Source organism: Gemmatimonadaceae bacterium, from assembly GCA_036496605.1.
In the GTDB taxonomy this organism is placed as follows: Bacteria; Gemmatimonadota; Gemmatimonadetes; order Gemmatimonadales; family Gemmatimonadaceae; genus AG2.
Genome location: DASXKV010000004.1, coordinates 44,470 through 69,132 on the forward strand (window position 1 = coordinate 44,470; position 24,663 = coordinate 69,132).

17 protein-coding genes and 1 tRNA gene are annotated in these 24,663 nt (G+C 63.8%); 7 read left to right on the forward strand and 11 right to left on the reverse strand.

Annotated elements, in window-relative coordinates:
- Positions 1–13: 13 nt before the first annotated feature.
- Together VGH98_02015 and VGH98_02020 are read right to left on the reverse strand one after the other, a co-directional pair.
- Complete coding sequence (locus tag VGH98_02015) at positions 14–733, reverse strand: alpha/beta hydrolase-fold protein (protein ID HEY2374726.1); 720 nt, start codon at positions 731–733, stop codon at positions 14–16.
- A 304-nt stretch (positions 734–1,037) separates the two neighbouring features.
- A complete protein-coding gene (locus VGH98_02020) occupies positions 1,038–1,829 on the reverse strand; it encodes an alpha/beta hydrolase-fold protein (GenBank protein ID HEY2374727.1) in 792 nt (263 codons plus the stop codon).
- A gap of 271 nt (positions 1,830–2,100) precedes the next feature.
- Here VGH98_02020 and VGH98_02025 point away from each other — a divergent pair, with 271 nt between their 5' ends.
- The 3 genes from VGH98_02025 to VGH98_02035 are packed head-to-tail and all read left to right on the forward strand — an operon-like array spanning position 2,101 to position 8,404.
- Entirely contained in the window at positions 2,101–3,681 is a 1,581-nt protein-coding gene (locus VGH98_02025; GenBank protein ID HEY2374728.1) for a TolC family protein, read from the forward strand.
- Complete coding sequence (locus tag VGH98_02030) at positions 3,678–5,273, forward strand: efflux RND transporter periplasmic adaptor subunit (GenBank protein ID HEY2374729.1); 1,596 nt, start codon at positions 3,678–3,680, stop codon at positions 5,271–5,273. The genes VGH98_02025 and VGH98_02030 overlap by 4 nt, the downstream gene beginning before the upstream one ends.
- Complete coding sequence (locus VGH98_02035) at positions 5,270–8,404, forward strand: efflux RND transporter permease subunit (GenBank protein HEY2374730.1); 3,135 nt, start codon at positions 5,270–5,272, stop codon at positions 8,402–8,404. Before VGH98_02030 ends, VGH98_02035 begins: the two co-directional genes overlap by 4 nt.
- A gap of 122 nt (positions 8,405–8,526) precedes the next feature.
- Here the strand turns inward: VGH98_02035 and VGH98_02040 are convergent, their stop codons facing one another.
- On the reverse strand, positions 8,527–9,330 hold the full coding sequence (locus VGH98_02040) for a hypothetical protein (protein ID HEY2374731.1): 804 nt from the start codon (positions 9,328–9,330) through the stop codon (positions 8,527–8,529).
- An 85-nt stretch (positions 9,331–9,415) separates the two neighbouring features.
- On the opposite strand from VGH98_02040, the gene VGH98_02045 reads away from it, so the two are divergent.
- Positions 9,416–12,643, forward strand: a complete 3,228-nt coding sequence (locus tag VGH98_02045; protein ID HEY2374732.1) for a hypothetical protein — start codon at positions 9,416–9,418, stop codon at positions 12,641–12,643.
- Positions 12,644–12,820: 177 nt separating this feature from the next.
- Here the strand turns inward: VGH98_02045 and VGH98_02050 are convergent, their stop codons facing one another.
- The 4 genes from VGH98_02050 to VGH98_02065 form a co-directional block, all read right to left on the reverse strand.
- Positions 12,821–13,291, reverse strand: a complete 471-nt coding sequence (locus tag VGH98_02050; GenBank protein ID HEY2374733.1) for a DUF393 domain-containing protein — start codon at positions 13,289–13,291, stop codon at positions 12,821–12,823.
- Entirely contained in the window at positions 13,288–13,743 is a 456-nt protein-coding gene (locus VGH98_02055) for an OsmC family protein (protein ID HEY2374734.1), read from the reverse strand. Before VGH98_02055 ends, VGH98_02050 begins: the two co-directional genes overlap by 4 nt.
- 118 nt (positions 13,744–13,861) lie before the next feature.
- Positions 13,862–14,347 (reverse strand): chromate resistance protein ChrB domain-containing protein, encoded by a 486-nt coding sequence (locus VGH98_02060; protein ID HEY2374735.1) that lies wholly within the window; start codon positions 14,345–14,347, stop codon positions 13,862–13,864.
- 428 nt (positions 14,348–14,775) lie between these two features.
- A complete protein-coding gene (locus tag VGH98_02065) occupies positions 14,776–15,555 on the reverse strand; it encodes a chromate resistance protein ChrB domain-containing protein (protein HEY2374736.1) in 780 nt (259 codons plus the stop codon).
- Between the two features lie 57 nt (positions 15,556–15,612).
- On the opposite strand from VGH98_02065, the gene VGH98_02070 reads away from it, so the two are divergent.
- Positions 15,613–16,575 (forward strand): ornithine cyclodeaminase family protein, encoded by a 963-nt coding sequence (locus VGH98_02070; protein ID HEY2374737.1) that lies wholly within the window; start codon positions 15,613–15,615, stop codon positions 16,573–16,575.
- Here the strand turns inward: VGH98_02070 and VGH98_02075 are convergent.
- Genes VGH98_02075 through VGH98_02085 form a run of 3 tightly spaced genes read right to left on the reverse strand, consistent with a single transcriptional unit; the run spans position 16,539 to position 18,963 of the window.
- Complete coding sequence (locus tag VGH98_02075) at positions 16,539–17,009, reverse strand: DoxX family protein (GenBank protein HEY2374738.1); 471 nt, start codon at positions 17,007–17,009, stop codon at positions 16,539–16,541. The genes VGH98_02070 and VGH98_02075 overlap by 37 nt on opposite strands.
- A 52-nt stretch (positions 17,010–17,061) precedes the next feature.
- Positions 17,062–18,081 carry an alpha/beta fold hydrolase gene (locus VGH98_02080; GenBank protein ID HEY2374739.1) on the reverse strand — a complete coding sequence of 340 codons (1,020 nt, stop codon included), beginning with the start codon at positions 18,079–18,081 and terminating at the stop codon, positions 17,062–17,064.
- A gap of 45 nt (positions 18,082–18,126) precedes the next feature.
- Positions 18,127–18,963 (reverse strand): sugar phosphate isomerase/epimerase, encoded by an 837-nt coding sequence (locus tag VGH98_02085; protein HEY2374740.1) that lies wholly within the window; start codon positions 18,961–18,963, stop codon positions 18,127–18,129.
- 155 nt (positions 18,964–19,118) lie between these two features.
- Between VGH98_02085 and VGH98_02090 the strand changes: the two genes are divergently transcribed.
- Positions 19,119–20,741, forward strand: a complete 1,623-nt coding sequence (locus tag VGH98_02090; protein HEY2374741.1) for a hypothetical protein — start codon at positions 19,119–19,121, stop codon at positions 20,739–20,741.
- Positions 20,742–20,777: 36 nt separating this feature from the next.
- Here the strand turns inward: VGH98_02090 and VGH98_02095 are convergent.
- A tRNA-Phe gene (locus tag VGH98_02095) sits at positions 20,778–20,850 on the reverse strand.
- 400 nt (positions 20,851–21,250) lie between these two features.
- On the opposite strand from VGH98_02095, the gene VGH98_02100 reads away from it, so the two are divergent.
- Positions 21,251–24,625 carry a TonB-dependent receptor gene (locus VGH98_02100; GenBank protein ID HEY2374742.1) on the forward strand — a complete coding sequence of 1,125 codons (3,375 nt, stop codon included), beginning with the start codon at positions 21,251–21,253 and terminating at the stop codon, positions 24,623–24,625.
- Positions 24,626–24,663: the final 38 nt, after the last annotated feature.

Consider the following 24,663-nt stretch of genomic DNA (forward strand, 5'->3'; position numbering starts at 1 on the left):
ACCAACCACCTACTCAGTCGTGTCCGCCGATGTACTTCGTGATCATCTCCCGCCAGTACGGCCAATCATGCACCCATCCATCCCAGATCCGTAAGGCATGCCAGATATTCTTCGACCAGAGAATGTTCGAGAAGTATTCATTGTTGCCGAGCATCGGGTCATCGCGACCGATCACGATGACGATGTCCAGTCGCCGCAAGGCATCGAGGCGCTGCCGATCACTCTCGTTCTGCAAAAAGTCGGCGGGATTGTTGAAGTACACATTCTCATCCGAGTAGCCGTCGGTCATGTCGCGGATGTCGTACATCCCGCTCAACCCGATCACTCTTCCAACCCGCTCGGGATAGCGCGTCGCGAAGTTCATGGCATGGTACGCACCGAAGCTCGCGCCGGTCGTGATCAGAAACGGATTTGCATTCTGATACTGCGAGAGCGGCAGCACCTCGTCACGCAGATAGGCGTCGTACTGGGAATGCCGCCACGCGCGCGCGGCAGGATGCATCTGCTTCGCGTACCAACTCTCGCCATCGACGCTGTCGACGCAATAGAGCTGAAGCCAGCCCTGCTCGATGTGATGCGAGAGCGCGCCAATCATTCCGCGGTCCTCCCACTCGTAGAATCGCCCCATCGAGGACGGGAAGACGACCACCCGCGCGCCGGAGTGACCGAAGATCAGCAGCTCCATCTCGCGCCCGAGCGACGGGCTGTACCAGTGGCGATGTTCGCGGTGCATGGAAGAGATAGTAGGTGCTAGGTGCCTAGGTGCTAGGTGCCTAGGTGCTAGGTCCGCGGTGCTGGCCAATGGCTCGAACACCTGGCACCTAGTGGACCGTTCTCGATAGCAGGAGCGGGGTCGCTCCGGCTCGGGATGTGGTGCGCGCGGATAGCAGGAGCGGGGTCCGGAGGGGCAGCTATGGAAATACTGCCATCGTCTCGATCATGCCTAACGGCGTAGGGGCAATGGCAGTATCGTCATAGTGCCCCGGAGCGACTCCGCTCCCGCGATTGCACGCACGGAACACCAACCCACTAGCACCTCACGCCGCTTTCCTGGCCGGATACAAGAACTGCAACACTTCTCCAACGCGCGCGCCCCACGACTGCTCGTTATGCTGCGCGCCTTCGGCTTCGACATACCGAAGATCGTGATCGGTCACCCAGCCCTTCGCCAACAACGCATCGCGCAAAGCGCGCGCGTCCGCCAACACGTCCGGACCCTCGCCGGTGCCCGCGTCCAACCAGATCCGCAGCGGCAATTTCGACGTCAGACCCTGCACCTCTTTCAGGAGGACGCGGTCATCCCACCACACCGATGGCGAGAGGACGGCCAATCTATTGAATACGGTCGGGTACTTGAGCGCGAGATGCATAGTCAAAAGTCCGCCCATCGACGAGCCGCCCAGACCCGTGCTCGCGGCGCTCGGCAGGGTCTTGTACTTCTCGTCGATGAGTGGCTTGATCTCCTCGACGAGCATCCGCCCGTACTGATCGGCGGCGCCGCCGCCCTTGTCGGCCACCTTCGTCGGCGCGTACTCGTCGATGCGGTGCTCGCCCGTGTTGTAGATCGCGACCACGATCAGCGGCTCGATCTGGCCGGACTCGATCAGACCCTGCGCCGTCTCGTCGACGTGCCATTCCTCCCCGAATGACGTGGCCTTGTCGAACACGTTCTGACCATCCTGCAGATAGAGGACGGGATAGCGCCGAGCCGCCCGAGGTTTGTACCCGGGCGGCAGATAGACGAGAAGCGTCCGCTCGTTTGCGAGAAACCGCGAGCGAAATCGCGCGTGCGTCTTGAATTGGCCGGTGAGCGTGTGGTCGGTCGACATGGGCGCGGGGGAAGGTGCAAAGCAGAGACCAATAAGCTAGGGGTTGGTGGATAGTGATTGGTGATTGGTGAATTCGGAGTCCCGCGAGCGGGAGCTCGCGGGACATTCCTTATCGACCAACGACCAGCGACCAACGACCAGCTACCAGCCCCAACCACCAATACCAGCCACCAAGATTTGCTGACTCCGGCTCGCCGCGGTCTCCCTTCTGCATTAGAGAACCCCCTCCTCGCCGGGCACGCCGGCAGGATCCGGTTGCCGCGGCAGAGGAGTGAGTCATACGAAGGCGATTCGAGTTTACGCAGCGCGGTGCATTGGCTGGCTCGGTGGCGTCGGAATCATCGCCGCTGTCGCGTGTGCGCCAGGGACTCCGGGGATCGATGGAGCGCCCGGCGCGCCTCCGCGCCCATCATCGCTCTGGCCGGTGCCATCGTCGGCGCGCACGCCAAAGCCGTCGCCGACGCCGCCGAGTGCTCCCGCTGCGGCCGCGGCACTCGTTCGTGATTCGTCGACGGCTGCTGCCGGCAGCGAGCTGTCGCTCACCGATGTCATGGACCTCGCTCTGCGTAACAGTCCGCAAACACGACAATCGTGGGCGCTCGCGCGTGCCAGCGCCGAGGATTACGGCGCCAGTCGCGGCTCTCTGTTCCCGACGATAAACGCCGGCGTCAATCTCACCCAGAGCAACAGCACACTGGGAACGACGAACGGCACGTCATTCACCAATACACAACTCGACAGCACCGGCAACGTTTCCTCGCGCTCCCTCGGTGGACTTTCGCGCACGCAGCTCACTCCGACCATCTCGCTCTCGTACCTCGTTCTCGATCTCGGCGGACGAGCGGGCACGATCGAATCGGCGAAGCAGCGCGCGATCGCGGCCGATCTCGGCCACAACGCGACGGTGCAGAACGTCGTGCTCCAGGTGGAATCGACACTGTTCTCCTTTCTCGCGACGCGCGCGATGCGTAACGCGCAGATCACGGCCGTTCAGGAAGCCCAGAGTGACACCGCTGCCTCGGAAGAACGAATGCGCGTCGGCGTCGCGACCCTCGAGGAGGTTCTACAAACGCGAACGGCGCTCGCGCAGTCTCAGTTCCAGCTGGCGACGCTCGAGGGCAACCTGCTTTCTGCCCGCGGCAATCTCGCGGCAGCGATGGGACTCGCCGCGAACGCGCGATTCGAGATTCCGAACATCGGCGAGCGCGAGCAGATCTGTGAGGTCGCGGCGTCGGTCGACACGCTGATCAACCGCGCGATTGCCTCCCGGCCGGAGATCGCCGAGGCGCGCGCGCAAGCCGCGTCTCTCGCCGCGCAGGTTCGCGTCGCACGTTCGGCGGGCTATCCCGCCCTCACGCTATCGTCCACCGCGAGTTATGCAAACTCGAACACCGTCAACGCAACGGGACGCAATCTCTCGATGGTGCTCGGTTTGCAAATTCCAATCTTCAACGGATTCTCACGTCAGTACGACGTGCGCTCCGCGAAAGCACAGTACGAGGCGGGGCTGGCGCAGGTGACGTCGACGCAGCAACAGGTCACGGTCGAAGTCTTCGCGTCGTACGCGGCCTTGCAGACGTCGACGCAACGCATTCGCGCCGCCGAGGAGCTGCTCGCCAGCGCACAGCAGTCGTCGGACGTTGCCGTCGGCCGGTACCGCGAGGGCGTCGGCACGATCGTCGACGTGCTGCTGGCGCGCACCGCGCTCGCCAATGCGCGCGCCGACGAGATCCAGGCGCGGTGGGAGTGGCACACCGCGCTGGCGCAGCTCGCGCACGACGCCGGCACGCTCGACCTCGCCGGCCGCCCCAATCTTCCCGTCGATTCCTCTCCCTCCGGCATCCGCAGATGACGACGTCGCGATCTCACCGAGGAATTGGCAACCTCATAACCTGGCGCTCGCTCGCGATCGGCGCGATTTGGCTGTTCGCAGCGTGCAAGTCCAACGACACGCCGAAGAAGCCGCCGGCGACACCCGTTCGCGTGGCTGCGGTATCGCGCATCGACGCGCCGGTGAATCTTGCCGCGAGCGGCGTCGTCGAGCCGATGCAGACCGTTGCCGTGACGACGCAAGTCACTGGAGCCCTGCTCGACGTGCTGTTTCGAGAAGGCGAAAGTGTGACGGCGGGTCGGGTTCTGTTCCACATCGATCCGAGACCGCTGCAGGCCGCGCTCGACCAATCACGCGCCACGCTCGCGCGCGACGCGGCACAGGCCGACGCCGGCAAGCGTGACGATGCTCGGTATCAGGCGCTCGCGGCGAAGGGATACGTCAGTCGTTCGCAGGCCGACCAGATCCACGCGACGGCACTCGCACAACAAGCGACGGTCCAGGCCGACCGCGCCGCGGTGCGCGCGGCCGTCGTGAACCTCAGCTACGCGACGATTCGCGCGCCGATTTCAGGACGGACGGGAAGTCTGCTCGTTCGCCGCGGCAACATCGTGTCGCCCGGCAGTGGGCCGCTCATCGTCATCAATCAGATCCGGCCCGTGCTCGTGCGGTTTCCGGTCGCCGACCAGGATTTCCCCTCGGTGCAGCGCGCGCTCGCGGCGCATTCACTCCCGGTGACCGCGACCGCGAACGACAGCACGCAGCCCGGTGAGCGCGGCCAGCTCGCCTTCCTCGACAACGCAATCGATTCGCTCACGGGCACCGTGACGGGCAAGGCGAGCTTTCCCAACGCGGCGAGCCGCCTCTGGCCCGGGGAGTTGATCTTTCTCACGATCCAGCTCGACGTCGAACGGAACGTGCTCGCCGTACCTAACGAGGCCGTCCTCACCGGCCAGCAGGGGAGTTACGTGTACGTCGTCGACGCGCAGAACACGGCGCGTACGAAGAACGTCGTGACCGGGATCGGTGTCGGCGATCTGACGGTGATCACTCAGGGCCTGAGCGCTGCCGACCGCGTCGTCATCGATGGGCAATCGCGGCTCAATCCCGGATCGCGTGTCGCGCTCGTTCGCGAGAGTGGCGATACCGCGGGACGGACGCTCTCCAACGCCGGCAACGGCGGGTCGGGAACGGCGGGCGGTGACATCACTGGCATCGCGGCAACTGGGAACGGCGAGGCGGGCGGCACGCCTAACGGCAGCCAGCCGGCGAGTCGTGTCGGCGGAGCCGGCGCAGCGACTGCAACAGGTGTAACGGGGACAAACGTCGCGGGCGGTGTGAATGGTGGCCGCGGCGCTGCGCCTGCCGTCGCTCCGGCGCCGGGCATGTCCGGCGTGACCGGAACCGCCACTCCGAACGGGAACGCCGCGACGAACGCTGCACCGAACGCCAACGCGACGCGCGCCAACGCGACGAGCGCCAACGCCGCGACGGCGCGCTCTGCGCAGACGGCGACGCCAGCGACTTCGCCTAACGCGGCGACGACACGTACCACGACGACGACGACCACGACCAAGGCTCCGACGCCGCCGCCGGCGCCACCGCGCCCATGAGCTTCTCCGGGCTCTTCATTCGGCGACCGGTCATGACGATCCTGCTCATGGTCGGCATCGCCGCGTTCGGCGTCGTCGCCTATCGCGGTTTGCCGATCAGCGATCTGCCGACGGTCGATTATCCGACGATCAACGTCAACGCGAGCCTGCCCGGCGCCGGGCCGGAAACGATGGCCTCGGCCGTCGCGACTCCGCTCGAGAAGGCATTCTCGACGATCGCCGGCATCGACAACATGACGTCGTCGTCGAGCCTCGGCTCCACGTCGATCACGCTGCAGTTCACTCTCGATCGTGACATCGATGCCGCGGCGCAGGACGTCCAGGCCGCGATCGCCAAGACACTGCGCCAGCTCCCGTTAGGCATCACGCCGCCGTCGTACCAGAAATCCAACCCCGCCGCGGCGCCGATCATTTACTACACGCTCACGTCACCGACCGCGCCGCTCACCCAGCTCGATGAGATCGGCGAGACGCTCATCAGCCAGCGGCTCTCGACCGTGGACGGCGTTGCTCAGGTGGCGGTCTATGGCGCCGCGAAGTACGCCGTGCGTGTGCAGCTCGATCCCACCGCGCTGGCTTACCGCAAGATCGGCATCGACGAGGTCACGACGGCAATCACGTCGCAGAACGTCAATCAGCCGACGGGCGTGCTGTGGGGACCAAGTACCGCCTACACACTCCAGGCGAACGGCCAGCTGAACGATGCGACGCAGTTCCGCGCGATGACGGTGATCTACCGCAACGGCGCCGCGGTGCAGCTCGGTGCGCTCGGCCGAGTGCTGGACGACATCGAGAACAACAAGAGCGCGAGCTGGTACAACGGCCAAAGGTCGATCGTCCTCGCGGTACAGCGTCAACCCGGGTCGAATACCGTCGCCGTCGCGCAACGCGTCGGCGCCGAGCTCGATTCGCTGCGCAGCCGCATCCCGGCGAACGTGCAGGTTCACACGCTGTTCAACCGCTCGGTGGGCATTCAGCAGTCGGTTCACGACGTGAAGTTCACGCTCCTGTTGACGCTGTGTCTCGTCGTGCTGGTGATCTTCCTCTTCCTGCGAAATCTCTGGGCGACGGTGATCCCGAGTCTGGCGCTGCCGATGTCGATCCTCGGCACGTTCCCGGTGATGTACATACTCGGGTACAGCCTCGACAACCTGTCGCTCATGGCGTTGACACTGGCGGTCGGCTTCGTGGTCGACGATGCCATCGTCATGCTCGAGAACATCGTTAGGCACCTGGAGATGGGAAAGGAGCCGATCGAAGCGGCCACGGAGGGCGCGCGCGAAGTCGGCTTCACCATTCTTTCGATGACCGTCTCGCTGACGGCGGTGTTCATCCCCCTGCTCTTCCTCAGCGGAATCATCGGACGGCTCTTCCGCGAGTTTGCGGTGACGATCGCTGTCGCGATTCTCGTCTCGGGTGTCGTGTCGCTGACGTTCACGCCGATGCTGTCGAGCCGCTTTCTGCGGGCCGAGTCGAAGCGCGAGCACGGAAGGTTCTATGCGACCACTGAGCGGGCCTACGATTGGATGCTCGATCAGTACAAGTCGACGCTCGATTGGTCGATGCGTCATCGCGGACTGATGATGGTGTTCTCACTCTGCATCCTCGTCGGGACGGTGATCCTCTTCAAGATGGTTCCGTCGGGATTCATTCCGAACGAGGACACCGGTCAGATCAGCGTCAACACCGAGGCAGCGCAGGGGACGTCGTTCGACGACATGGTGCGGCGGCAGCAAGCGATTGCCGCAATCGTGCAGCGCGACAGCAACGTCGCGAGCTTCATGTCGACCGTCGGCGGCGGCGGTGGTTCGTCGGGATCGAACACGGGACGTCTGTCCGTCATACTCAAGCCACTCGGCAAACGACTCCCGGCCGACCAGGTCGTCGCGGAGCTGCGCGGCAAACTCTCTCGCGTTCCCGGCATCACCGCGTACGCGTCGTTGCCGCCTGCGATTCAGATCGGGGGCCGGCAATCCAAGAGTCAGTATCAATTCGCGATGCAGGGCTCGGACATCGCCACCTTGTATCCGGGCGCGCAGAAGCTCGTGCAGGCAGCGAAGGGAACGTCGCTCTTGCAGGACGTCACGAGCGACCTCCAGCTCAACCAGCCGCAGGTGACGGTGTCGATCGATCGTGTGCGCGCGGCGGCGTTCGGTGTCACGGCACAGCAGATCGAGACTTCGTTGTACGACGCGTACGGGTCGCGGCAGGTGTCGACGATCTATACGCCGAGCAACGAGTACGAGGTCATCATGGAGCTCCTGCCGCAGTATCAGCAGGATGTGCGTGCCCTCGGTTTGCTGTACGTGCGGTCTGCCGCGGGCGCAATCGTGCCGCTCAGTGCAGTCGCGACGTTGAAGAAGTCGATGGGCGCCGCGAGCGTCAACCACTCCGGGCAGCTGCCCTCGGTGACGCTCTCGTTCAACCTCGCGCCGGGCGTATCGTTAGGTGCCGCGACGGCGGAGGTCCAGCGACTGGCGACACAAGCGCTGCCGGCCGGTATCACGACGGCGTTCTCCGGTACGGCGCAGGTGTTCCAGTCCACGCAGGCGGGACTGATGGTGCTCGTCGTCCTCGCCATCTTCGTGATCTACATGATCCTCGGCGTTCTGTACGAGAGTTTCATACACCCGCTGACGATTCTCTCGGGCTTGCCGTTCGCGGCGTTCGGCGCGCTGCTCGCGTTGCTCGTGTTCCATGTCGAATTGAGCGTGTACGCGTTCGTCGGCATCATCCTCCTGATCGGGATCGTGAAGAAGAACGCGATCATGATGGTGGATTTCGCGCTCGAGTTCGAGCGCACGGAGCAGGGATCGGCGGAGCACTCGATCGTCGAGGCGGCGCACGTTCGTTTTCGTCCGATCATGATGACGACGGTTGCCGCGCTCGTCGGGACGCTGCCGATCGCGTTCGCCCGCGGCGCGGGCGCGGAGTCGCGTCAGCCGTTAGGCATCGCGGTCGTCGGCGGCCTCGCGTTCTCGCAGTTCATCACGCTGTACATCACGCCGGTGGTCTATACGTATCTCGATGGCTGGAACAAGCGGGTCGAGGGCAAGCTCTCACGCAAGAGCAAGAAGCAGCAGCGCCCAGCGCCGCCGGGCGAACAGCTCGATCTGGGCGTGGCGAGATGAGTGGAGGGTAGAGGGTTGCGGGTAGAGGGCAGAGAGTTGAGGGTATTCGCAAACTCTCTACTCTCTACTCTCTACCCTCTACCCTCTGCCCTCAACCCTCTGCCCACAACAGCCCTCTGCCCCTACTTCGGCGTCCAGGCCGGATTCGCCCCGAACAGGCCCTGTACGATCCCGATCTGATAAGCGACGACGAGTCCGAACGCGAGGCTGATCAGGCCCGACGCAATGCGTAGGCTGCGCTGCAGGCGACCGAACTGCGCTCCGCTCAGCGCGAACGGGACACTGATCGCCGCCGTGATTACCATCATCCCCGCGATCGTGCCGATGCCGAAGATGAGGAGATACAAAACAGACCAGAGCGGGACCTGAATCGTCGCGAGGACGAGAAGGGCGACGGCCGCGGATCCGGCGAGTCCGTGCACGATGCCGACGACGAGCGGCCGAGCGAGACGATATGGCGTGGCGCGGCCGAGCAGCCGATCGACCCGCCCGAGCGGCGTCGCGTCCTCCGCGTGCGGATGCGCTTCCGGCGTGTGCGCGTGCGGATGCGTATGCACGTAGTCGCCGTGGCTATGCGCGTGGGAATGCACGTGGCCTTCCGCCGCGGCTGAGCGCTCGCGTCGCAACCAACGAAGCGTGCCGCCGAGATTCGCGAGGCCGAGGATGATCAGCATGATCGCGACGGCGAGCTCCATGCCGAGTCCCAGACGTGGCGGTATCACCCACTTGAAGAGGATGATGCCGCTCCCGACGAGCAGAATCGTTAGGGTGTGGCCGACGCCCCACGCCGCGCCAATCAGCGCCGCGCTCCGAACGTTTCGGTGGCCGGCGACGATCGTGGTGACCGCGACGACGTGATCCGGGTCCGTCGCATGGCGCATCCCGAGCATGAAGCCCAAAGCGAGTATGGCGAGGATGCCTGTCATGTCACTCGATCAAACGAACGATTGAAGGAACGTTGATTATACTCCGAATTGGACATCGTTTGTTGAACCTTCTTTAGAGTCATCCATGTTTCGCTCACCTTTCCTCCGGTGGACGTTCACGGCGCCACTCGCCCTGGCTGCCATTTTCATTCCGAAACCCGCGTCGCCGCCGCCGGTCGATCCGTCGTTCTACGCCGGCCTTCAGTGGCGCAACATCGGCCCGTTGCGCGGTGGTCGCATCGCCGCCGTGTCCGGCGCCGTCGGCGAGCCTGGCGTCTTCTACGTCGGTCTGCCGGCCGGTGGTGTTTGGAAAACCACTAGCGCCGGCGAGACGTGGTATCCGGTCTTCGACTCCGTCAAAACGGTCTCATCCATCGGTGCGATCGAGGTAGCACCGTCGGATCCTAACGTGATCTATGCCGGCACGGGCGACATGGTCACCGGCGGCGCGATCAACGAAGGCGACGGTGTGTACAAATCGACGGACGCGGGCCGCACCTGGCAGCACCTCGGTCTCGACGCGACCAAGCAGATCCCCTCGATCCTCGTCGATCCGCGCGACGCGAACCTCGTCATGATCGCCGCGCAGGGCAACATCCACCAGCGGAGCGACAGTCGCGGTGTATTCCGCAGCACCGACGGCGGTCGCACCTGGACGAAGACGCTCTACGTCGACGACGAGACGGGGATCCAGAAGCTCGCGCGGGCGTTCGACAAGCCGAACGTCATCTTCGCGACGACCGTTAGGCACTACGTCGCACCGGGCGCGCCGCCGCGTCGCGGCGCCGAGCCGGATACCGGTCGTACTGGTACGTCGCTCTACAAGTCAGTCGACGAAGGCGTCACCTGGCAGGAGATCACCGGCGGCGGACTGCCGCGCCTGAACGGCCGCACCTCGGTCGCCGTCGCCATGAATACCGACGCACAGCGCGTCTTTCTGATTGCCAACTCCGGTTTCTATAGGTCAGACGATGGTGGCGGGAACTGGCGACAGATTGCAAAAGAAGATGAGCGAATTCGAAACGGTCAGGGCGGTTACAACTGTGGCGTGTACGTCGATCCGAAGAGTCCGGACGTCGTGTACACGATCAACACGTCCAGCTACAAGTCGACCGACGGTGGGAACACCTTCGCCGGCTTCAAGGGCGCACCGGGCGGCGACGATCCGCAACAGATGTGGATCGATCCGACGAACGGTCAGCGCATCCTCCTCGGCCTCGACCAGGGCGGCGTCGTCACCCTCGACGGCGGTATGACGTGGAGCTCCTGGTACAACCAATCGACCGAGCAGGTCTACCACATCTCGGTAGACAACTCGTTCCCGTATTGGGTGTACGCGACGCAGCAGGACGCCGGCGCCATCCGCACGCGCGCGCGCGGCAACTTCGGTGAAATCACTCCCTTCGACTGGAATTCGGTGAGCGGATGGGAGTGGGGGACAATCGTTGCGGATCCGCTCAACACGAATCTCGTCTACGCGAGTGGATCGGGGATCGTGAAGATCACGTATCCGAGCGAGCAGTGGATCAACGTGAGTCCGGCGACCGATCCGAATCTCAAGCTGCGCACCGCGTTCTCACAGCCGATCATCTTCACGCCGTGGAATCAGCACGAGCTCCTTGCGGGCTTCCAGTATCTCATGGCGACGACCGACGGCGGAATGCACTGGCGTAAGATCAGTCCCGATTTGGGAGTTCCGAAGGGCGGCGAGCCAACCCTTGCCGGCCGCGCGGCCACGGACAACAGCACCGGTCGGCAGCCGCCGTTAGGCGGCGCGATCGAAACGATCTCGCCGTCGAGCGTCGCCGCGGGAACGATCTGGGTCGGCACCAGCAACGGTCTCGTCAAGCTCACGCGCGACGAAGGAAAGACCTGGCAGGACGTCACCATTCCCGGTCTGCCGAATCCGACGCGCGCTAATGTCTCGTCGATCGACGCGTCGCATAACGACGCTGGCGAGGCCTACGTCGCGATCGAGTATCACACGACCGGCGATTATGCGCCGTACGTCTACCGCACGCGCGACTTCGGAAAGACGTGGACGAAGATCGTCGACGGGCTCGCGACGGATGCGCCCGCGGGAAGCTTCGCGCGTGTCGTCCGCGCCGATACGAAGAAGGCGGGACTCCTCTTCGCGGGTACCGAGTCGGCCATGTACGTCTCCTTCGACGACGGCGACCACTGGCAATCGCTGATGCTCAACCTGCCGACGACGTCCTACCGCGACATCGCGATTCACGACAACGACCTCGTCGTCGGCACCTACGGCCGCGGCATCTGGGTGCTCGACGAATACACGGTGCTGCGTCAGCTCGGGCCGCAGGTCGCCGGTGAGTCGACGCATCTCTTCAAGCCCGCCGATGCGATCCGCGTTAGGCGAAACGTGAACGCCGACACGCCATTCCCACCCGAAGTACCGCACGCGACCAATCCACCCGATGGCGCGATTATTTACTACTCGCTGGCCTCACGGCCAGCAAATCCGATCTCGCTCGACGTGTTCGATGCCTCCGGCAAGTTCGTCAGGCACATGTCGAGCGTTCCGACTGCGCAGGTGAAGGAGGCGTCGCATCCTCCCGAGCCGAACTTCTGGCTCGCATCGCCCATGGCGCTGTCGGAAGCAACCGGGATCAATCGAGCCAACTGGGATCTCCGGTACGATGCGCCGCCCGCGTTCAGCCACTCGTACGAGATCAACGCCAATCCCGGCTTGACGCCTCCTGCCCCGGAGGGACCGATGGCGCCGCCAGGAGTCTACACGATCAAGCTGACCGTCGACGGAAAGAGCTATACGCAAACGCTCACGGTGCATAACGATCCTCGCTCACCCGCGACGGCGGCGGACGTACGCGCGCAGCACGTGCTATTGCAGAAGATCGACGACGGTCTTCACGAAACGTGGAATGGCTATCAGCAGGTCGCCGCGCTGCGCGCCGCGCTGAAATCAGACGTGCCTGCGAGTGCACCTGCCGAAGTCGCTGCCGCCGTTTCCGCATTCGACGCAAAGCTCGACAGCGTCGGCGGGAATCCCGAGGGCCGCGGCTTTTTCCGGCGTGGCGGCCGGCCGGCCGCAGCGAGCTTCGTCAGCGTCAGCGGCGAGCTGGTTGGTCAGCTCAACGCGCAGGACAACGGCGATCTCGCGCCGACGCCAGGCATGCTCGCGGCGTTCAGCAACGCGTGCATCGACCTCAAGTCGGCCGACGCCTCGTGGCAGAATGTCACGACGCGCGATCTTGCCGCGCTGAATGCGGTGCTGTCGAAGAACGGAATTCGTGAAGTTCAAGCACCGCCTTCCTCTAGCGCGGGCTGCTGAAGGTGGTTGGTCGTTAGTCGTTGGTCGTTGGTCGTTGGTCGTTGGTCGTTAGTCGTTGGTCGTTGGTCGTTGGTCGTTGGTAGATAAGGAATGCCCCGCGAGCGAAGCTCGCGGGATTCCGAATTCACCAATCACCAGTCACCAATCACCAACGTCACCAATCACCAACGTCACCAATCACTCGTCGAACACCACGTCAGGCGGGCGCGTCAGGCAGTGCTCGCCGCAGCCGAGCCGGTAGCGATTGCGCGCAAACCATCGGTACAGCCTGTCCGCGAGGACGCGCACGAAGGGAATCCGGAATACCCACGAGACCCATTGTCCCCTTGGCAGCACGTCGAGTAAACGCTCAATCGCTGCCGCGCCCGACCAGGTCGTACCGTCGAGCGCGACGAGCTGCAACGCCTCACCGAACGCTTCTTTCGGAATCCACGGGAAGCGCGCCATGACGCCAGGCGTCTGCGAGGAGACAATCTCGAGGAGCAGATCGCGGTCCCAGCGGCGGAGCGCCTCCGCGAGCCGCGTGCACACCTTGCACATGCCGTCGTAGACGACGGTGTACTCGCACGTCGGACACTCCGTCGTCGTTTGGCCGCGCACGGCGAAGACGACGACCGGCACCGTGTGTGGGTAGGCGCCCGTGGTCAACGCCAGTTCTCGGAGTGCGCGTGCTCGTGAGGCGCCGCCGCATCATCATCGCCGGGGCTGCGCGGCATCGGTTCCTCGGCGGCGCTCACCGTGATCTGCGGCGGATGATGCAACGTCGCGTGGATCGTGCACATCTCCGCGACCCGCAACGCCGCCGCGTGACGCCGCTCGGGCAGCGATGGCCAGTCGAAGATGAGATGCATCGATTCGACGCGGTGCGGATTGTCGGCGAAGGTCCAATGCACCTCGAGCGCGAGATCGTGCGCGTCGAGCCCGGCGTGCGACGCCCACGCGTACATCACCGAGAACGTGCACGTCGCCAGGCCGCTCGCCAGCATGTGGAACGGCGAATACATCTGGTCGGCTGACAACGCCTCGATCGTCATCGGGCCGGGCACGGCCTCGAGGCGAATCGCGTCCTCGGACAACAGGATGATCTTCACAGCGAGCACCTCCGTGAGGACGGGGGTGCAAGGACTACGCCGGTTTGGTGGTTAGTGATTGGTGGTTGGTGGTTGGTGAGTCCGATGCACCAACAACCAGCAACCATCGACCAACAACCCACCAGCGCTACGATGTTCGCGCTTCGTCGCTGCCGATGGCGACTCGTTGGGGATTCCACATATGCTGCTCCAGGCGCGCCTCGCGAAGCCACGCGAACAGGGCGTCATAGATTATGAACCCGTGTTGCAATTGCTCGTGATCGTCGGCGAAGAGACGCGACAGTCCGAGTGATATCGCAAGAACACCCGCGCATTGCGGCGTTAGGTCCAAGCGATTCGTGTCCGCTCCCCTCACAATTTTCGCCAGCTCCGCCAGTACTGGATCGTGGAGATCGTACTTGGCGAGGAACGCGTCGAAGCTGCAGAGCACTCCGTCGTGCGACAGCTCTACTCCTTCGACGTCGTACGGAACCGCGCCGGTCTCACTCGCGACGCGTGCAACCTCCGATGGATTGACGAACAGAAATTCCGCTTTGGGATCGATGAATCGCGCGACGAGCCACGGACATGCCACGCGATCGATCTTCGGCCGCTCCCGAGTGACCCATTTCATGGTGATGGTGGGTGGTTGGTGGTGACTGGTTGATTGCTGGCGATCGAATGATGTGCTGTTCACAATCATCCTCCCGGCTCGTGGGAGAGGAGTCTCGGGAGTGAAGGGAGCGATCAGTAGGATCCGCCCAATCCGAAAAATCCGTAATGACTCTTCGTCATTGCGGCGACCTCGGGCGCGGGGTTCAGGTGGTGCACGTTGGGGAATGAGGTTGGGTGATCGATGCCTGTCGTGCCCGGACTTCTTTATCGCGGAGTGGGCCACATCGACGAAAGTGATTACGGATGCTCCGGAAGATCCGGATGGAACTGATTCTCTCCGCTGCCGGGAGCCCTCCATGCCCAACGAGCCCGGACTTTTGTGAACGACCTCAGTCAGTCACTGGCGCAGAAACTCGATGAGCACCAACTACCAACCATCAGTCACGATCACGTCCTTCGCTTTCGGAAATACTCATACAGGTCGTCGAACGCCGCGGCGCCGCGGTCGACGCGTTTGGTGTCAGTGTCGTGCGCCTGGACGATGCCGCGAATCAAACCGGCCACGCCCGCCGTCTCGGGGCGATGATAGCGGTCGTCCTTGCAATCGATGTCGTGAACGATCTCGCCGATGGCGGTGAGCGCGCGGTCGCGCAGGCCGAAGCGCCTCACGAGCGTCTGGAACGTGCACTCCTCGCCGACGTGCGTGTATTCGGCCTCGTACATGTCAAAGCGGAGCTCTCGCGGCCGCGGACGATATCCGCGCGCCGGCACGAACTTGAATCGCCCTTGGGCGTCGATGAAGCGACGAATCAACCATACGCTCGCGATGCGGTCGACGTGCACGCCGGTCCGCGTCACCCACGTCCGACCCGGCTCCACGCGATCGGTCGGTCGCTCGTCGACCTCGCTGCCGCTCTCCGCGCGCTCGCTTGCCAGCATCGCATCCAGTTCCTCGTCGGTGATGCCCTCGACGAATTCGGCCACCGCAATCACGACGCTGCCGCCTTCCGCTTCGATCTCCTGACGCAGCCACTGCAAGTCCTCGAACGCGTCGTCCGTACTCGGCAGCGCGTAGACCGTTTGCTTGATCGCGACCGCGCCCAGTCGTCGCAGCCGGCGGCGCGTCTTGACCCGGAGGTAGTCCGGTTTGGGCGGCAGTTGATGAATGAAGAGGAGCCAGCGTCGGCCCCGCGACGCTTGCGCGGCGGCTTCTGTCGCATCATTCATTGATTCAACTGTATCATCGCGGCGCTTGACCGTCAAGACACTCTCCCGAGGTGTGCGTTGCTCGTACTCGATGCCGATGACGTGACTCGGCTGCTCGATATGCCCTCGTGCATTCACGCCGTCGAGGCCGCGTTCCGCGCGCGGGGCGAGGGCCGCGCCGCACCCTCGGCGACCTTGGGCTTTCCACTAGACGGCGGCGGCCTGCACGTGAAAGTCGCGAGCCTCGATCTCTCGCGTCCCTACGTCGTCGCGAAAGTCAACGCGAACTTCCCGCGAAATCCGCTCGAGCGGAAGCTCCCGACGATTCAGGGCGCGCTCGTGCTCTTCGACGCGACGTGCGGGACGCCGCTCGCGTTGATGGACTCGGCGCCGATTACGACATTGCGGACTGCGGCGACGACCGCGGTTGCTGCCTCACGCCTCGCGCGCCCCGACGCGTCGACCGTGACGTTCATCGGGTGCGGCGTTCAGGCGCGCGCGCACCTCACCGCACTGTGTCAGGTCCGTTTCGTCGAACGCGTCTTCGCCGTCGACAACCGCCCCGCCGCAGCCGACGCGTTTCGCAAGTTGGCAATCACGGTACATGGCGTCGAGTGCTCGGTCTCGAGCTCGCTCCGGCGCGCGACGCGGGCGAGCGAGATCATCGTCACGACGACGCCGGCCGAGCGCGCGATTCTGCACTTGGGCGACGTCGCCGCTGGCACTTTCGTCGCCGCGGTCGGCGCCGACAACGAGCACAAACAGGAGATCGATCCCGAGTTGCTTCGTGAGTCGGTGCTCATCGTCGACGATCGCGAGCAATGCGCCCGGATCGGCGATCTCCATCACGCGCTTGCGGCCGGCGTCGTCGCGGCAAGCTACGTTCGCGCTTCACTCGACGAATGCGTCGCCGGCTCGCGACCGGGCAGGCTCACCGACGACGAGACGATCATATTCGACAGCACTGGTCTCGCGCTCGAAGACGTTGCAGCGGCATCAGTCGTCTACGAACGGGCAGTCGGCGCCCAGTCCGTTGCCTGAGGTGCCGATGCTGTGCCCGACAATCGCGCATCGATGGACCACACGCCCGCTCCATAGACCGCGATCATGAGTAGACCGCCCATCATTCCAAGATTCTTGAAGAATTCGGTCTGATTCGATGCGGCTGCCATGCCGGTCCCATTCCAAAAGGCGTGTAGACGAACGCTGACGATTCCCAGATACACAAACAAAACCGCAGCCGCGGCGCGCGCACGGAATCCGAGAAGCAGCAAGATCGACCCGATCGCTTCGATCGCCAACGCGCCCGCGAGTAGAGGGGTAACGAACGACATTCCCTTGAACTTCATGTACGCCGCTTGGCCCGACCAGTCGAAGATCTTGCCGTTCACCGCAACCATGAATTCCAGGGTGACGAGCACGCGCGCGATCAATGGCAAAAGGCCAAATCGAATCGACGATGTGGAGGGTCTCATTTGATGTCCCTGGGGGCGGAGCCGTGGCAAACATCTTCCGACGCCGGCCACGTCACTTGTTTAGCAATCGCTTGATCGCACAGCGCCAGCCGGCACACGGCGCGTCCTGCAGTTCGGCGACCGTTGGCGGCGTCACGCCGCGCGCGAGCGCCTCGACGACGGGAAATACCAGGCCGACATTGCCACCGTGCGCGTCGATCTCCATCACGTTGTGCTGCAGCTTGAGTGACGCCGCGAAGCGGTAGACGCCCACATGCGCGCCATGATCGAACCATCGCCGCGCGACATCGACCGCCGCCTGCTCGCTCACGGTGTGGTCCGCCTCGTTGAGCAGAAAGATCATCTCCTTCGTACCAGGCGCGCGATCGGCGGACGCGTCCCGCAGTTGTTGGCCGAGCAGGAGCACCTGCGCGAGGCCGTGCGTCGTTATGCCCTGGACGTAATCCGGCCGCGTGGTGTCGATAGGGGCGTTCGTGCGCGTGATCTCCGGCAGCTTCGATGCCAGGATCACCAATCCGTGTCCCTGATCATCGCTCAGCGTGCCTGGCGCGATTGCGGGCGCGATGAGCACTGCCCGGTCCACTTCGGTGTGCGACTGCGCAATATTCCCCGCGATCACGCCGCCAGCACTGAGCCCCACGACGATGATCGAGTCGCCGAGCCCTCGCGCGATTGCCACAGTCGAGTCACCAAATCGCGCCAGCTCCTCGGCGCGGATGCGGCCTAACGAGCGTATCGGCGAACGGCGCTCACCGTGGCGCGGCAGGCGCGGAATGTAGACGTTGTCCCCGCCGCTGTAGAGGTGATCGCCGACGACCGCGAACTGCTCCGGCAGATCGCTGAAGCCGTGCAGCAGCACGAAGACGCGTGCCGTGCGCTCGCCATGCGTCAGAAGCAGCGAGCGCCCGCCGGCGACGACGACGCTGTCGTCCGCCGCCTGGCGCCGCGCCACCATTGCCACGGCCTCCTGATAACTCGCCGGCGCCGGCAACGGCGAAGGCAGCGTCTCGACAGGCGTTTGCACGCATGCCGCTGACGCTGCCGCCATCAGGATCGCTACTCGATTGAGCATATCCATACCGTCATCCTGAGCAAAGCTCAGGATGATATTCCGTGCTCAGAACCGCAGCGTGTGCAAGTACTCATAATCGACCTTCACGCTCGCGAGCTCGTCGGTCGGGCCTTCCTGCTCGACGTACGCCGGCTTCCGGTCGAGATTCGGAACCGCCGCGAGCAGCTGCTTGAAGTTCACGATCCCCGTCCCGAGCTCCGTGTCCTTCGTCTTGTCCGGCACGACGTCCTTGAGATGGAAGCTCCAGTAGCGCTCCTTGTGCTTCTGCAAGTACTGCATCGGGTCGCCGCCGCCGATGATCATGTTGCCGACGTCGAGCTGGAGCCTAACGACCGACGGATCGAGCCGCGCGATGCAGACGTCGTACGGAATCTGTCCGTCGATCGGCTTCATGTGGTCCGGCTCGTTATGAAAGGCCACCCACAGGTCGGCCTTGCGCGCTGCCGCGCCGGCGGTGTTCATCCGATCGGCAAACTGCTTCCAGTCGTCCAGCGTCTTCACCGACTCGGGATTGCTCGGCACGATGAGATACTCCATGCCGATCAGCTTCGCGTTCTCGAGGCTCTTCGGCCAGTCGGTCTCCATGATCCGCGGATCGATGTGCGCCGACGGCGCGCGCAGTCCCTCTTGCTTGAGGATCGTGCGCACCTGCTCCGGCGTGCGGCCGAAGTTGTTGAACGACCAGAGCAGCTCGACGTCGTTGTACCCGATCGCGCGCACCGCGGCCATGGTGCGGTCCGGGTCCGCGCGCATTGCCTTGCGCACGGAGTAGAGCTCGAGGCCAATGCGATTGAGCTGCTTGGCGGCGAGCGCGCGTCGCGGCAGGGCGACCACACCAACCGCCGCCGCGCCGAGCGCTTGCACGAAGGTCCGTCTTCTCATCGGATTACCCATCGGGTTGAGAGGATGGTCGACCAGTATTCGCTCAAGAAGAAGCACTCGAAAGGCAGAGTCGTCAACCGCGGCGGCGACTGGCAGCCATTGCCGCAGCTTGTGCCGCCCGCCAGTTTGCCTCGAACCCTACGAGAAATTGATCGATGGCGTCGTCGAAGTCTGTACATGAACGTGAGAAACGGCGGCCGGATGTGAAGGACGCGACCGCGATGACGCCCGGCACGCACGCCAAGGCTCGCGCGTCACGGAAGGTCCTCGCGCTGCCAGCGTCGCTCGCTCTCGTGATCGGCGCCCTCGCGCTCGTCCCTCGCGACGCCACTCTCCAGCGAACCTTCGTGGCTGTCGCTGCGCTGCTCCTCCTCTGGTGTCTCGCGCTATTCGTCGTATCGACGCGCGCGAACAGAGCCCTCGTTCTCGAGTACGCTCCGCGCAAGCAGCATTGGGTTCAGGGACTCACGCAGTTTGCGCTGATTCTGTATTGGGCTTCCCACACGCCGCTCGTTTTTGCGTTTCTTCCCTTCATCCTCGTCCAGCTCGTCTTTGCATTTGCTTTCGACAGCCTGCTCACCTGGTCACGGCGCGAGGTATATCCGCTCGGCTTTGGGCCATTTCCCGTCATCTTCAGCATCAATCTCTTCCTGCTCTTCAAGCCCGAGTGGTTTTACTGGCAGTTCGTTCTCATCGCGTTGGGATTCACAGCGAAAGAGTTCATCCGCTGGACCAAAGACGGACGAACGGCGCACATCTTCAATCCGTCGTCCTTCCCGCTCGCGGTGTTCTCGCTCGTGCTCCTCGCGACCGGCACGACCGACGTCACCTTCGGCAACTTCATCGCCAACACGATCTTCGATACGCCACACATCTTTCTCGCGATTTTCCTTCTCGCGCTCACGGTGCAGATCCTGTTCGGCGTCGCGCGCGTGACGTTGGCCGCCGCGCTGACGATGTACCTCGTCGGCCTCGTGTACTTTGCCGCGACGGGGACGTACTTCTTCTACGACTCCTACATTCCCCCGGCCGTATTCATCGGCATGACGCTGCTCGTCACGGATCCGTCGACGTCGCCGCGGTCCGATCTTGGACGTGTTGCCTTCGGCGCCCTCTATGCGCTAGGCACGATGGTGCTTTTCGTGGTGCTCGATCGCCTGCACGCGCCGTCATTCTATGACAAGCTGCTCCCGATCCCCGTTCTGAATCTCATGGTGCGACGCATCGATCTCGTCGCCCGCTCCCGCTGGCTGGAGCGCTTCGCCCCGGAACGTCTGCTGCAGTCCTTCACGCCGAGGCGCGCCAATATCGCGGTCACCGCAGTGTGGGCGGCCACCTTTGTTGGCCTCTTGGCCGTGAAGGGTGTCGGAGACAACCATCCCGGTCAGTATCTCCCGTTCTGGCATCGGGCATGTGACAATGGAAGTGCGCGCGCGTGCACCTACGCCGCCACGCTAACCGTCGTCCTGTGCAGGAAGGGATCGGGCTGGGCGTGCAACGAGGCGGGCATTCTCGAGCGTCGGCTGGGAAACTCCGGCTCGCCCGACTTTCATCGCGCCTGCGACCTGGGCTTCCGCGGGGGCTGCGACAACCTAACGAGGGCAGCCGACGAAGTCGTCTCGCTGGCGAGCGGTCCGCCGGCGCTCCGCGATCTGCCTATCGTGTTGAGCGGGACGAAACCGCCGCTGCGCGAGCGGGACCCCGCGAAACTGACGGCGCTGGCCTGTGACCAGGGTTGGCCGGGCGCGTGCGGCGGCTGGGTGAGCCCCAGCCGGTAGTCGTTAGCGTTTCGTAACTCGTTGATACTCAACCTATGGCCAGGGACGGGATCGAACCGCCGACACGCGGATTTTCAGTCCGCTGCTCTACCAACTGAGCTACCTGGCCGCTGAAGCCGACTCGTCTGAGAGCCCGGTGCGGCACCTGACCATATCGGCGTACCTAATGTAGCCGCTCCGCCGGGGACGGTGTAGTCCTCGCCAGGCGTGACCCGGGCGCCCGACGAGTGAGTTGAAAAGCAGGGTTTAGGCGGGGTTTCCTCCTCGCCAGAACCGTGGCGGCTTTCTACATTACCCATCGCCGCCGCCGGCCTCGTTGCCGGCCGCGCGCCCTTCCGTACTGCCGTTCATGGAGGATCGTGACGGACCCGTTACCGCCCTTGCACGCTGGGCGGATTGCGTCCTTGGGAATCTGCTGGAGCTTTGCCAGGCGCACGCATCGCAATAGACCGTCCTCGCTCGAAATCGTTAGGCGTGTCAAGCTCAATCCTCAGCCAGGATCAAGTGTTATGAAGAGTCCACGTTGGATGCTGGGCGCGGCGACGATGCTGTCGCTCGCGATGTTTCTCTCGCCCACGCGTCTCTCCGCCCAGGGTGTCACCACGGGTGCCATCTCCGGCACCGTCACCGACGCCACTGGAAAGCCGATCGAGAGCGCGCAGGTACAGATCACCAACCGTTCGACCGGGTATCGCAGTGGCGCAATGAGCCGCGCGAACGGCTACTACTACGTGCAAGGGCTCGAGGTCGGCGGACCATACACCGTCAGCGTCAAGCGCATCGGCTACCAGCCATCGGAACGCAACGGCGTCACCGTCTCGCTCTCCTCGACGACGCGTATCGACCTCCAGCTCTCGCAGTCGGCGGTCACGCTGAGCGCCGTTACGGTGAGCGGCAGCGCGCAGGCGTCGACGTTCAGTCCCGCGCACCAGGGCGTTTCCACCGAAGTTACGGATTCGCTCATCCGCCGCATGCCGCAGCTCAACCGCAACATCACGGATCTCGTCAAGCTCACGCCGCAGGTTAGCGTGCCCGCGACGGGCGGTCCAACCGCGGGCGGCCAGTACAACCGCTACAACAACTTCACGATCGACGGCGCGAACCAGAACGATCGCTTCAGCCTGAACTCCTCCGGCGGTCTTCCCGGCGGCGCGGGCGGCGGCCGCATTATTTCACAAGAGGCGGTAAAGGAGTTTCGCGTTTTGCTATCACCGACCGATGTCCGACAAGCGAACTTCACCGGCATGCTCGTCAACGCCGTCACCAAGAGCGGCACGAACGAGTGGCACGGCGGTGCGATTTACAACTTCCGCACCCAGGATCTGAGCGGTGTTCCCTTCCGCACGACCTCTCTCGACATCAAGCAGTACGGCTTCCAGCTGGGTGGTCCGATCATCAAAGACCGTCTCCAGTTTTTCATCGCCCCCGAGTGGCAGCAGCGCACGACGCCCGCATCGGGTCCCTTCGTCGGCGGCGGCGCCGGCACCACCGGCAGCTCGCTGAACATCTCGCCGGACTCGATCGCCGCCGTGCAAAGCATCATCAGCAGCAAGATGGGCATCAATCCGGGAACTGCCGGAGCCGTGAATGTTGCGAATCCACTCACGAATCTCTTCGGCCGCGTGGATTTCGAGATCAACGACACCCACCGTCTCGTCATCCGTCAGCTCATCAACCGCACCGAGAACCTCGCTTTCTCGCGCAACTCGGCGACGTTCAATAACAGCCCCAATGTTCAGAATACCGGGTTCCGACTCGGATCGAATGAGTTCAACGGCGTCAACACGAACAACTCGACCGTCGCGCAGCTCTACTCGAATTTTGCCAGCGGATTGGCGAACGAGTTCATCGCCGGCTTCAATCAGATCCGCGACAAGCGCGTCGTGCCGGGCGCGATCACACCGGAGATGAGCGTCGGTGTGGTGCCCATTGGATCGAGCACGCAGACGCCTACGGCTGCCATCACCTTCGGCACGGAGCAGTTCTCGGTCGGCAACCAGGCCAACCAGGACATCATCGAGCTCCAGGACAACGTCAGCATCCCGTTAGGCACGCATACGTTCACCGTCGGCGGACGCTACGAGCACCTCAAGGTCTACAACAACTTCGCCCAGGCCGCGGGCGGCGTGTGGGTGTTCCCGACGATCGCGGCGCTCAACAACCTGCAGCCGAGTGGGTATCGCGTCGCCTACGCAAACAGCGGCAATCCCGCCGACATCCCGGCGACATTCAACACCGACATGAAGAGCCTGTACGGCCAGGATCAGTGGGCCGTCTCGCCGAACCTGACGATCACTGCCGGCCTTCGCGCCGACATCCCGACCTTCCTCGACAAGCCACCCGACAATACGCAGCTCGACCAGGCGTTCGCGGCGAAGGGCGTGACGATCAACACGTCGTGGACGCCGAAGACGCAGGTTCTCTGGTCGCCGCGCGTCGGCTTCAACTGGGACGTGACCGGCGATCAGCGGAATCAGCTCCGCGGCAACGTCGGCATCTTCACCGGTCCGCCGCCGTTCATTCTCGTCGCCAACGCGTACCAGAATACTGGACTCGGCCTCGTCACACTGTCGTGCACGACCGCCGCAGGGAACGTCCCCGCATTCACGGTCAACGAAAGTCAGCTTCCCAAGTCGTGCCTTGGCCAGCCGACGCCTGGCGCGGGCTCGGCGGGTACGGCAGGCATCAACCTCACCGATCCGAACTTCAAGTATCCACAGAGTCTCGTCGCATCGTTAGGTACGGATCGCGCGCTCCCGTACGGTCTCGTTGGAACGTTCGAGGCACTCTATCGTCACGCAGTGAACGGTGTCTTCATCCGCGACCTCAACCTGCTCCATCCGCGCCTCGTGAACGGCCAGGTCTACACGGATCGTAACGGTCGCGTGCTCTACGCCGACACGATTAGCGCGACGGGCGTAGTGACGGACAACAACCAGCGTGCGGTGACCAGCTACAACAACGTCAACTTCAGCGAAGACGCCATCGAGGTCACCAACCAGTCGAAGGACTACAACTACTCGCTCACGGGTCAGCTCCGTAAAACTTTTGCCAAGGGCCTCGACCTGACATTCGCGTACACGTACAACCGGTCGTACGACATCCAGAGCCTCACATCCGATCGCGCGATCTCCAACTGGCGCTTCGGCCGCGAGTACTCTGGTGCGGAGAGCGATCAGAATCTGTCGACGTCGCAGTTCGAGCGCCGTCATCGCCTCCTGGCTTATGGCACCTGGACGCTGCCCTGGTGGAAGAAGCTCGGCGGCACCGACGTGACGCTGTTCTATGAGGGCATGTCGGGCGTACCGATCGACTACATCGCCGGTAGCAATGGCGATCTCAATGGCGATGGCACCAATAACGATCCTCTCTACATCCCGAAGGACGCAACCGATCCGAACGAGTTCAAGATCGGAACGCAGACGGGCGGTGTCTTCACGCAGAACGTCGCCGATGCCAAGGCGTTCAACGATTTCATCAGCAGCCAGAAGTGCTTGAACGATCAGCGCGGTACGATCATGAAGCGCGGAAGCTGCACGACGCCATGGCAGAATCGCCTCGACCTCTCGCTGCGCCAGTCGCTGCCGCAAATCCGCGGTCAGGCCATGACCGTGGAGCTCGACGTCGTGAACTTCGCGAACGCGTTAGGCCTCGTGCTCAACCACGTCGACGGCCGCGATCGCCAGTGGGGCAAGCTGTACGGCGCGACGATCACGGCGAACCCGCAGCAGACGGTCCTCGCTGCGACCGCGCGGACGCCGGGACCACTCAACACATCGATGCCCGTGTACACCTTCAACAGCAGCGTCAAGAACAACGGTCCGTTCGCCTTCGCGAGCAACCTTGGCTATCAAATGGCGCTGACATTCCGCTACGACTTTTGATGGGCTGTGGGCTGTGGGCGGAGGGTTGTGGGTAGAGG

What these genes read in the sequence shown, in the direction of transcription:
- VGH98_02040 (HEY2374731.1), bottom strand. Translation starts at nt 9,330, where the DNA reads ATGACAGGCATCCTCGCCATACTCGCTTTGGGCTTCATGCTCGGGATG.
- VGH98_02015 (HEY2374726.1), bottom strand. Translation starts at nt 733, where the DNA reads ATGCACCGCGAACATCGCCACTGGTACAGCCCGTCGCTCGGGCGCGAG.
- VGH98_02090 (HEY2374741.1), top strand. Translation starts at nt 19,119, where the DNA reads ATGGCGTCGTCGAAGTCTGTACATGAACGTGAGAAACGGCGGCCGGAT.
- VGH98_02060 (HEY2374735.1), bottom strand. Translation starts at nt 14,347, where the DNA reads ATGAAATGGGTCACTCGGGAGCGGCCGAAGATCGATCGCGTGGCATGT.
- VGH98_02035 (HEY2374730.1), top strand. Translation starts at nt 5,270, where the DNA reads ATGAGCTTCTCCGGGCTCTTCATTCGGCGACCGGTCATGACGATCCTG.
- VGH98_02080 (HEY2374739.1), bottom strand. Translation starts at nt 18,081, where the DNA reads ATGCTCAATCGAGTAGCGATCCTGATGGCGGCAGCGTCAGCGGCATGC.
- VGH98_02085 (HEY2374740.1), bottom strand. Translation starts at nt 18,963, where the DNA reads ATGAGAAGACGGACCTTCGTGCAAGCGCTCGGCGCGGCGGCGGTTGGT.
- VGH98_02065 (HEY2374736.1), bottom strand. Translation starts at nt 15,555, where the DNA reads ATGAATGATGCGACAGAAGCCGCCGCGCAAGCGTCGCGGGGCCGACGC.
- VGH98_02075 (HEY2374738.1), bottom strand. Translation starts at nt 17,009, where the DNA reads ATGAGACCCTCCACATCGTCGATTCGATTTGGCCTTTTGCCATTGATC.
- VGH98_02030 (HEY2374729.1), top strand. Translation starts at nt 3,678, where the DNA reads ATGACGACGTCGCGATCTCACCGAGGAATTGGCAACCTCATAACCTGG.
- VGH98_02045 (HEY2374732.1), top strand. Translation starts at nt 9,416, where the DNA reads ATGTTTCGCTCACCTTTCCTCCGGTGGACGTTCACGGCGCCACTCGCC.
- VGH98_02020 (HEY2374727.1), bottom strand. Translation starts at nt 1,829, where the DNA reads ATGTCGACCGACCACACGCTCACCGGCCAATTCAAGACGCACGCGCGA.
- VGH98_02100 (HEY2374742.1), top strand. Translation starts at nt 21,251, where the DNA reads ATGAAGAGTCCACGTTGGATGCTGGGCGCGGCGACGATGCTGTCGCTC.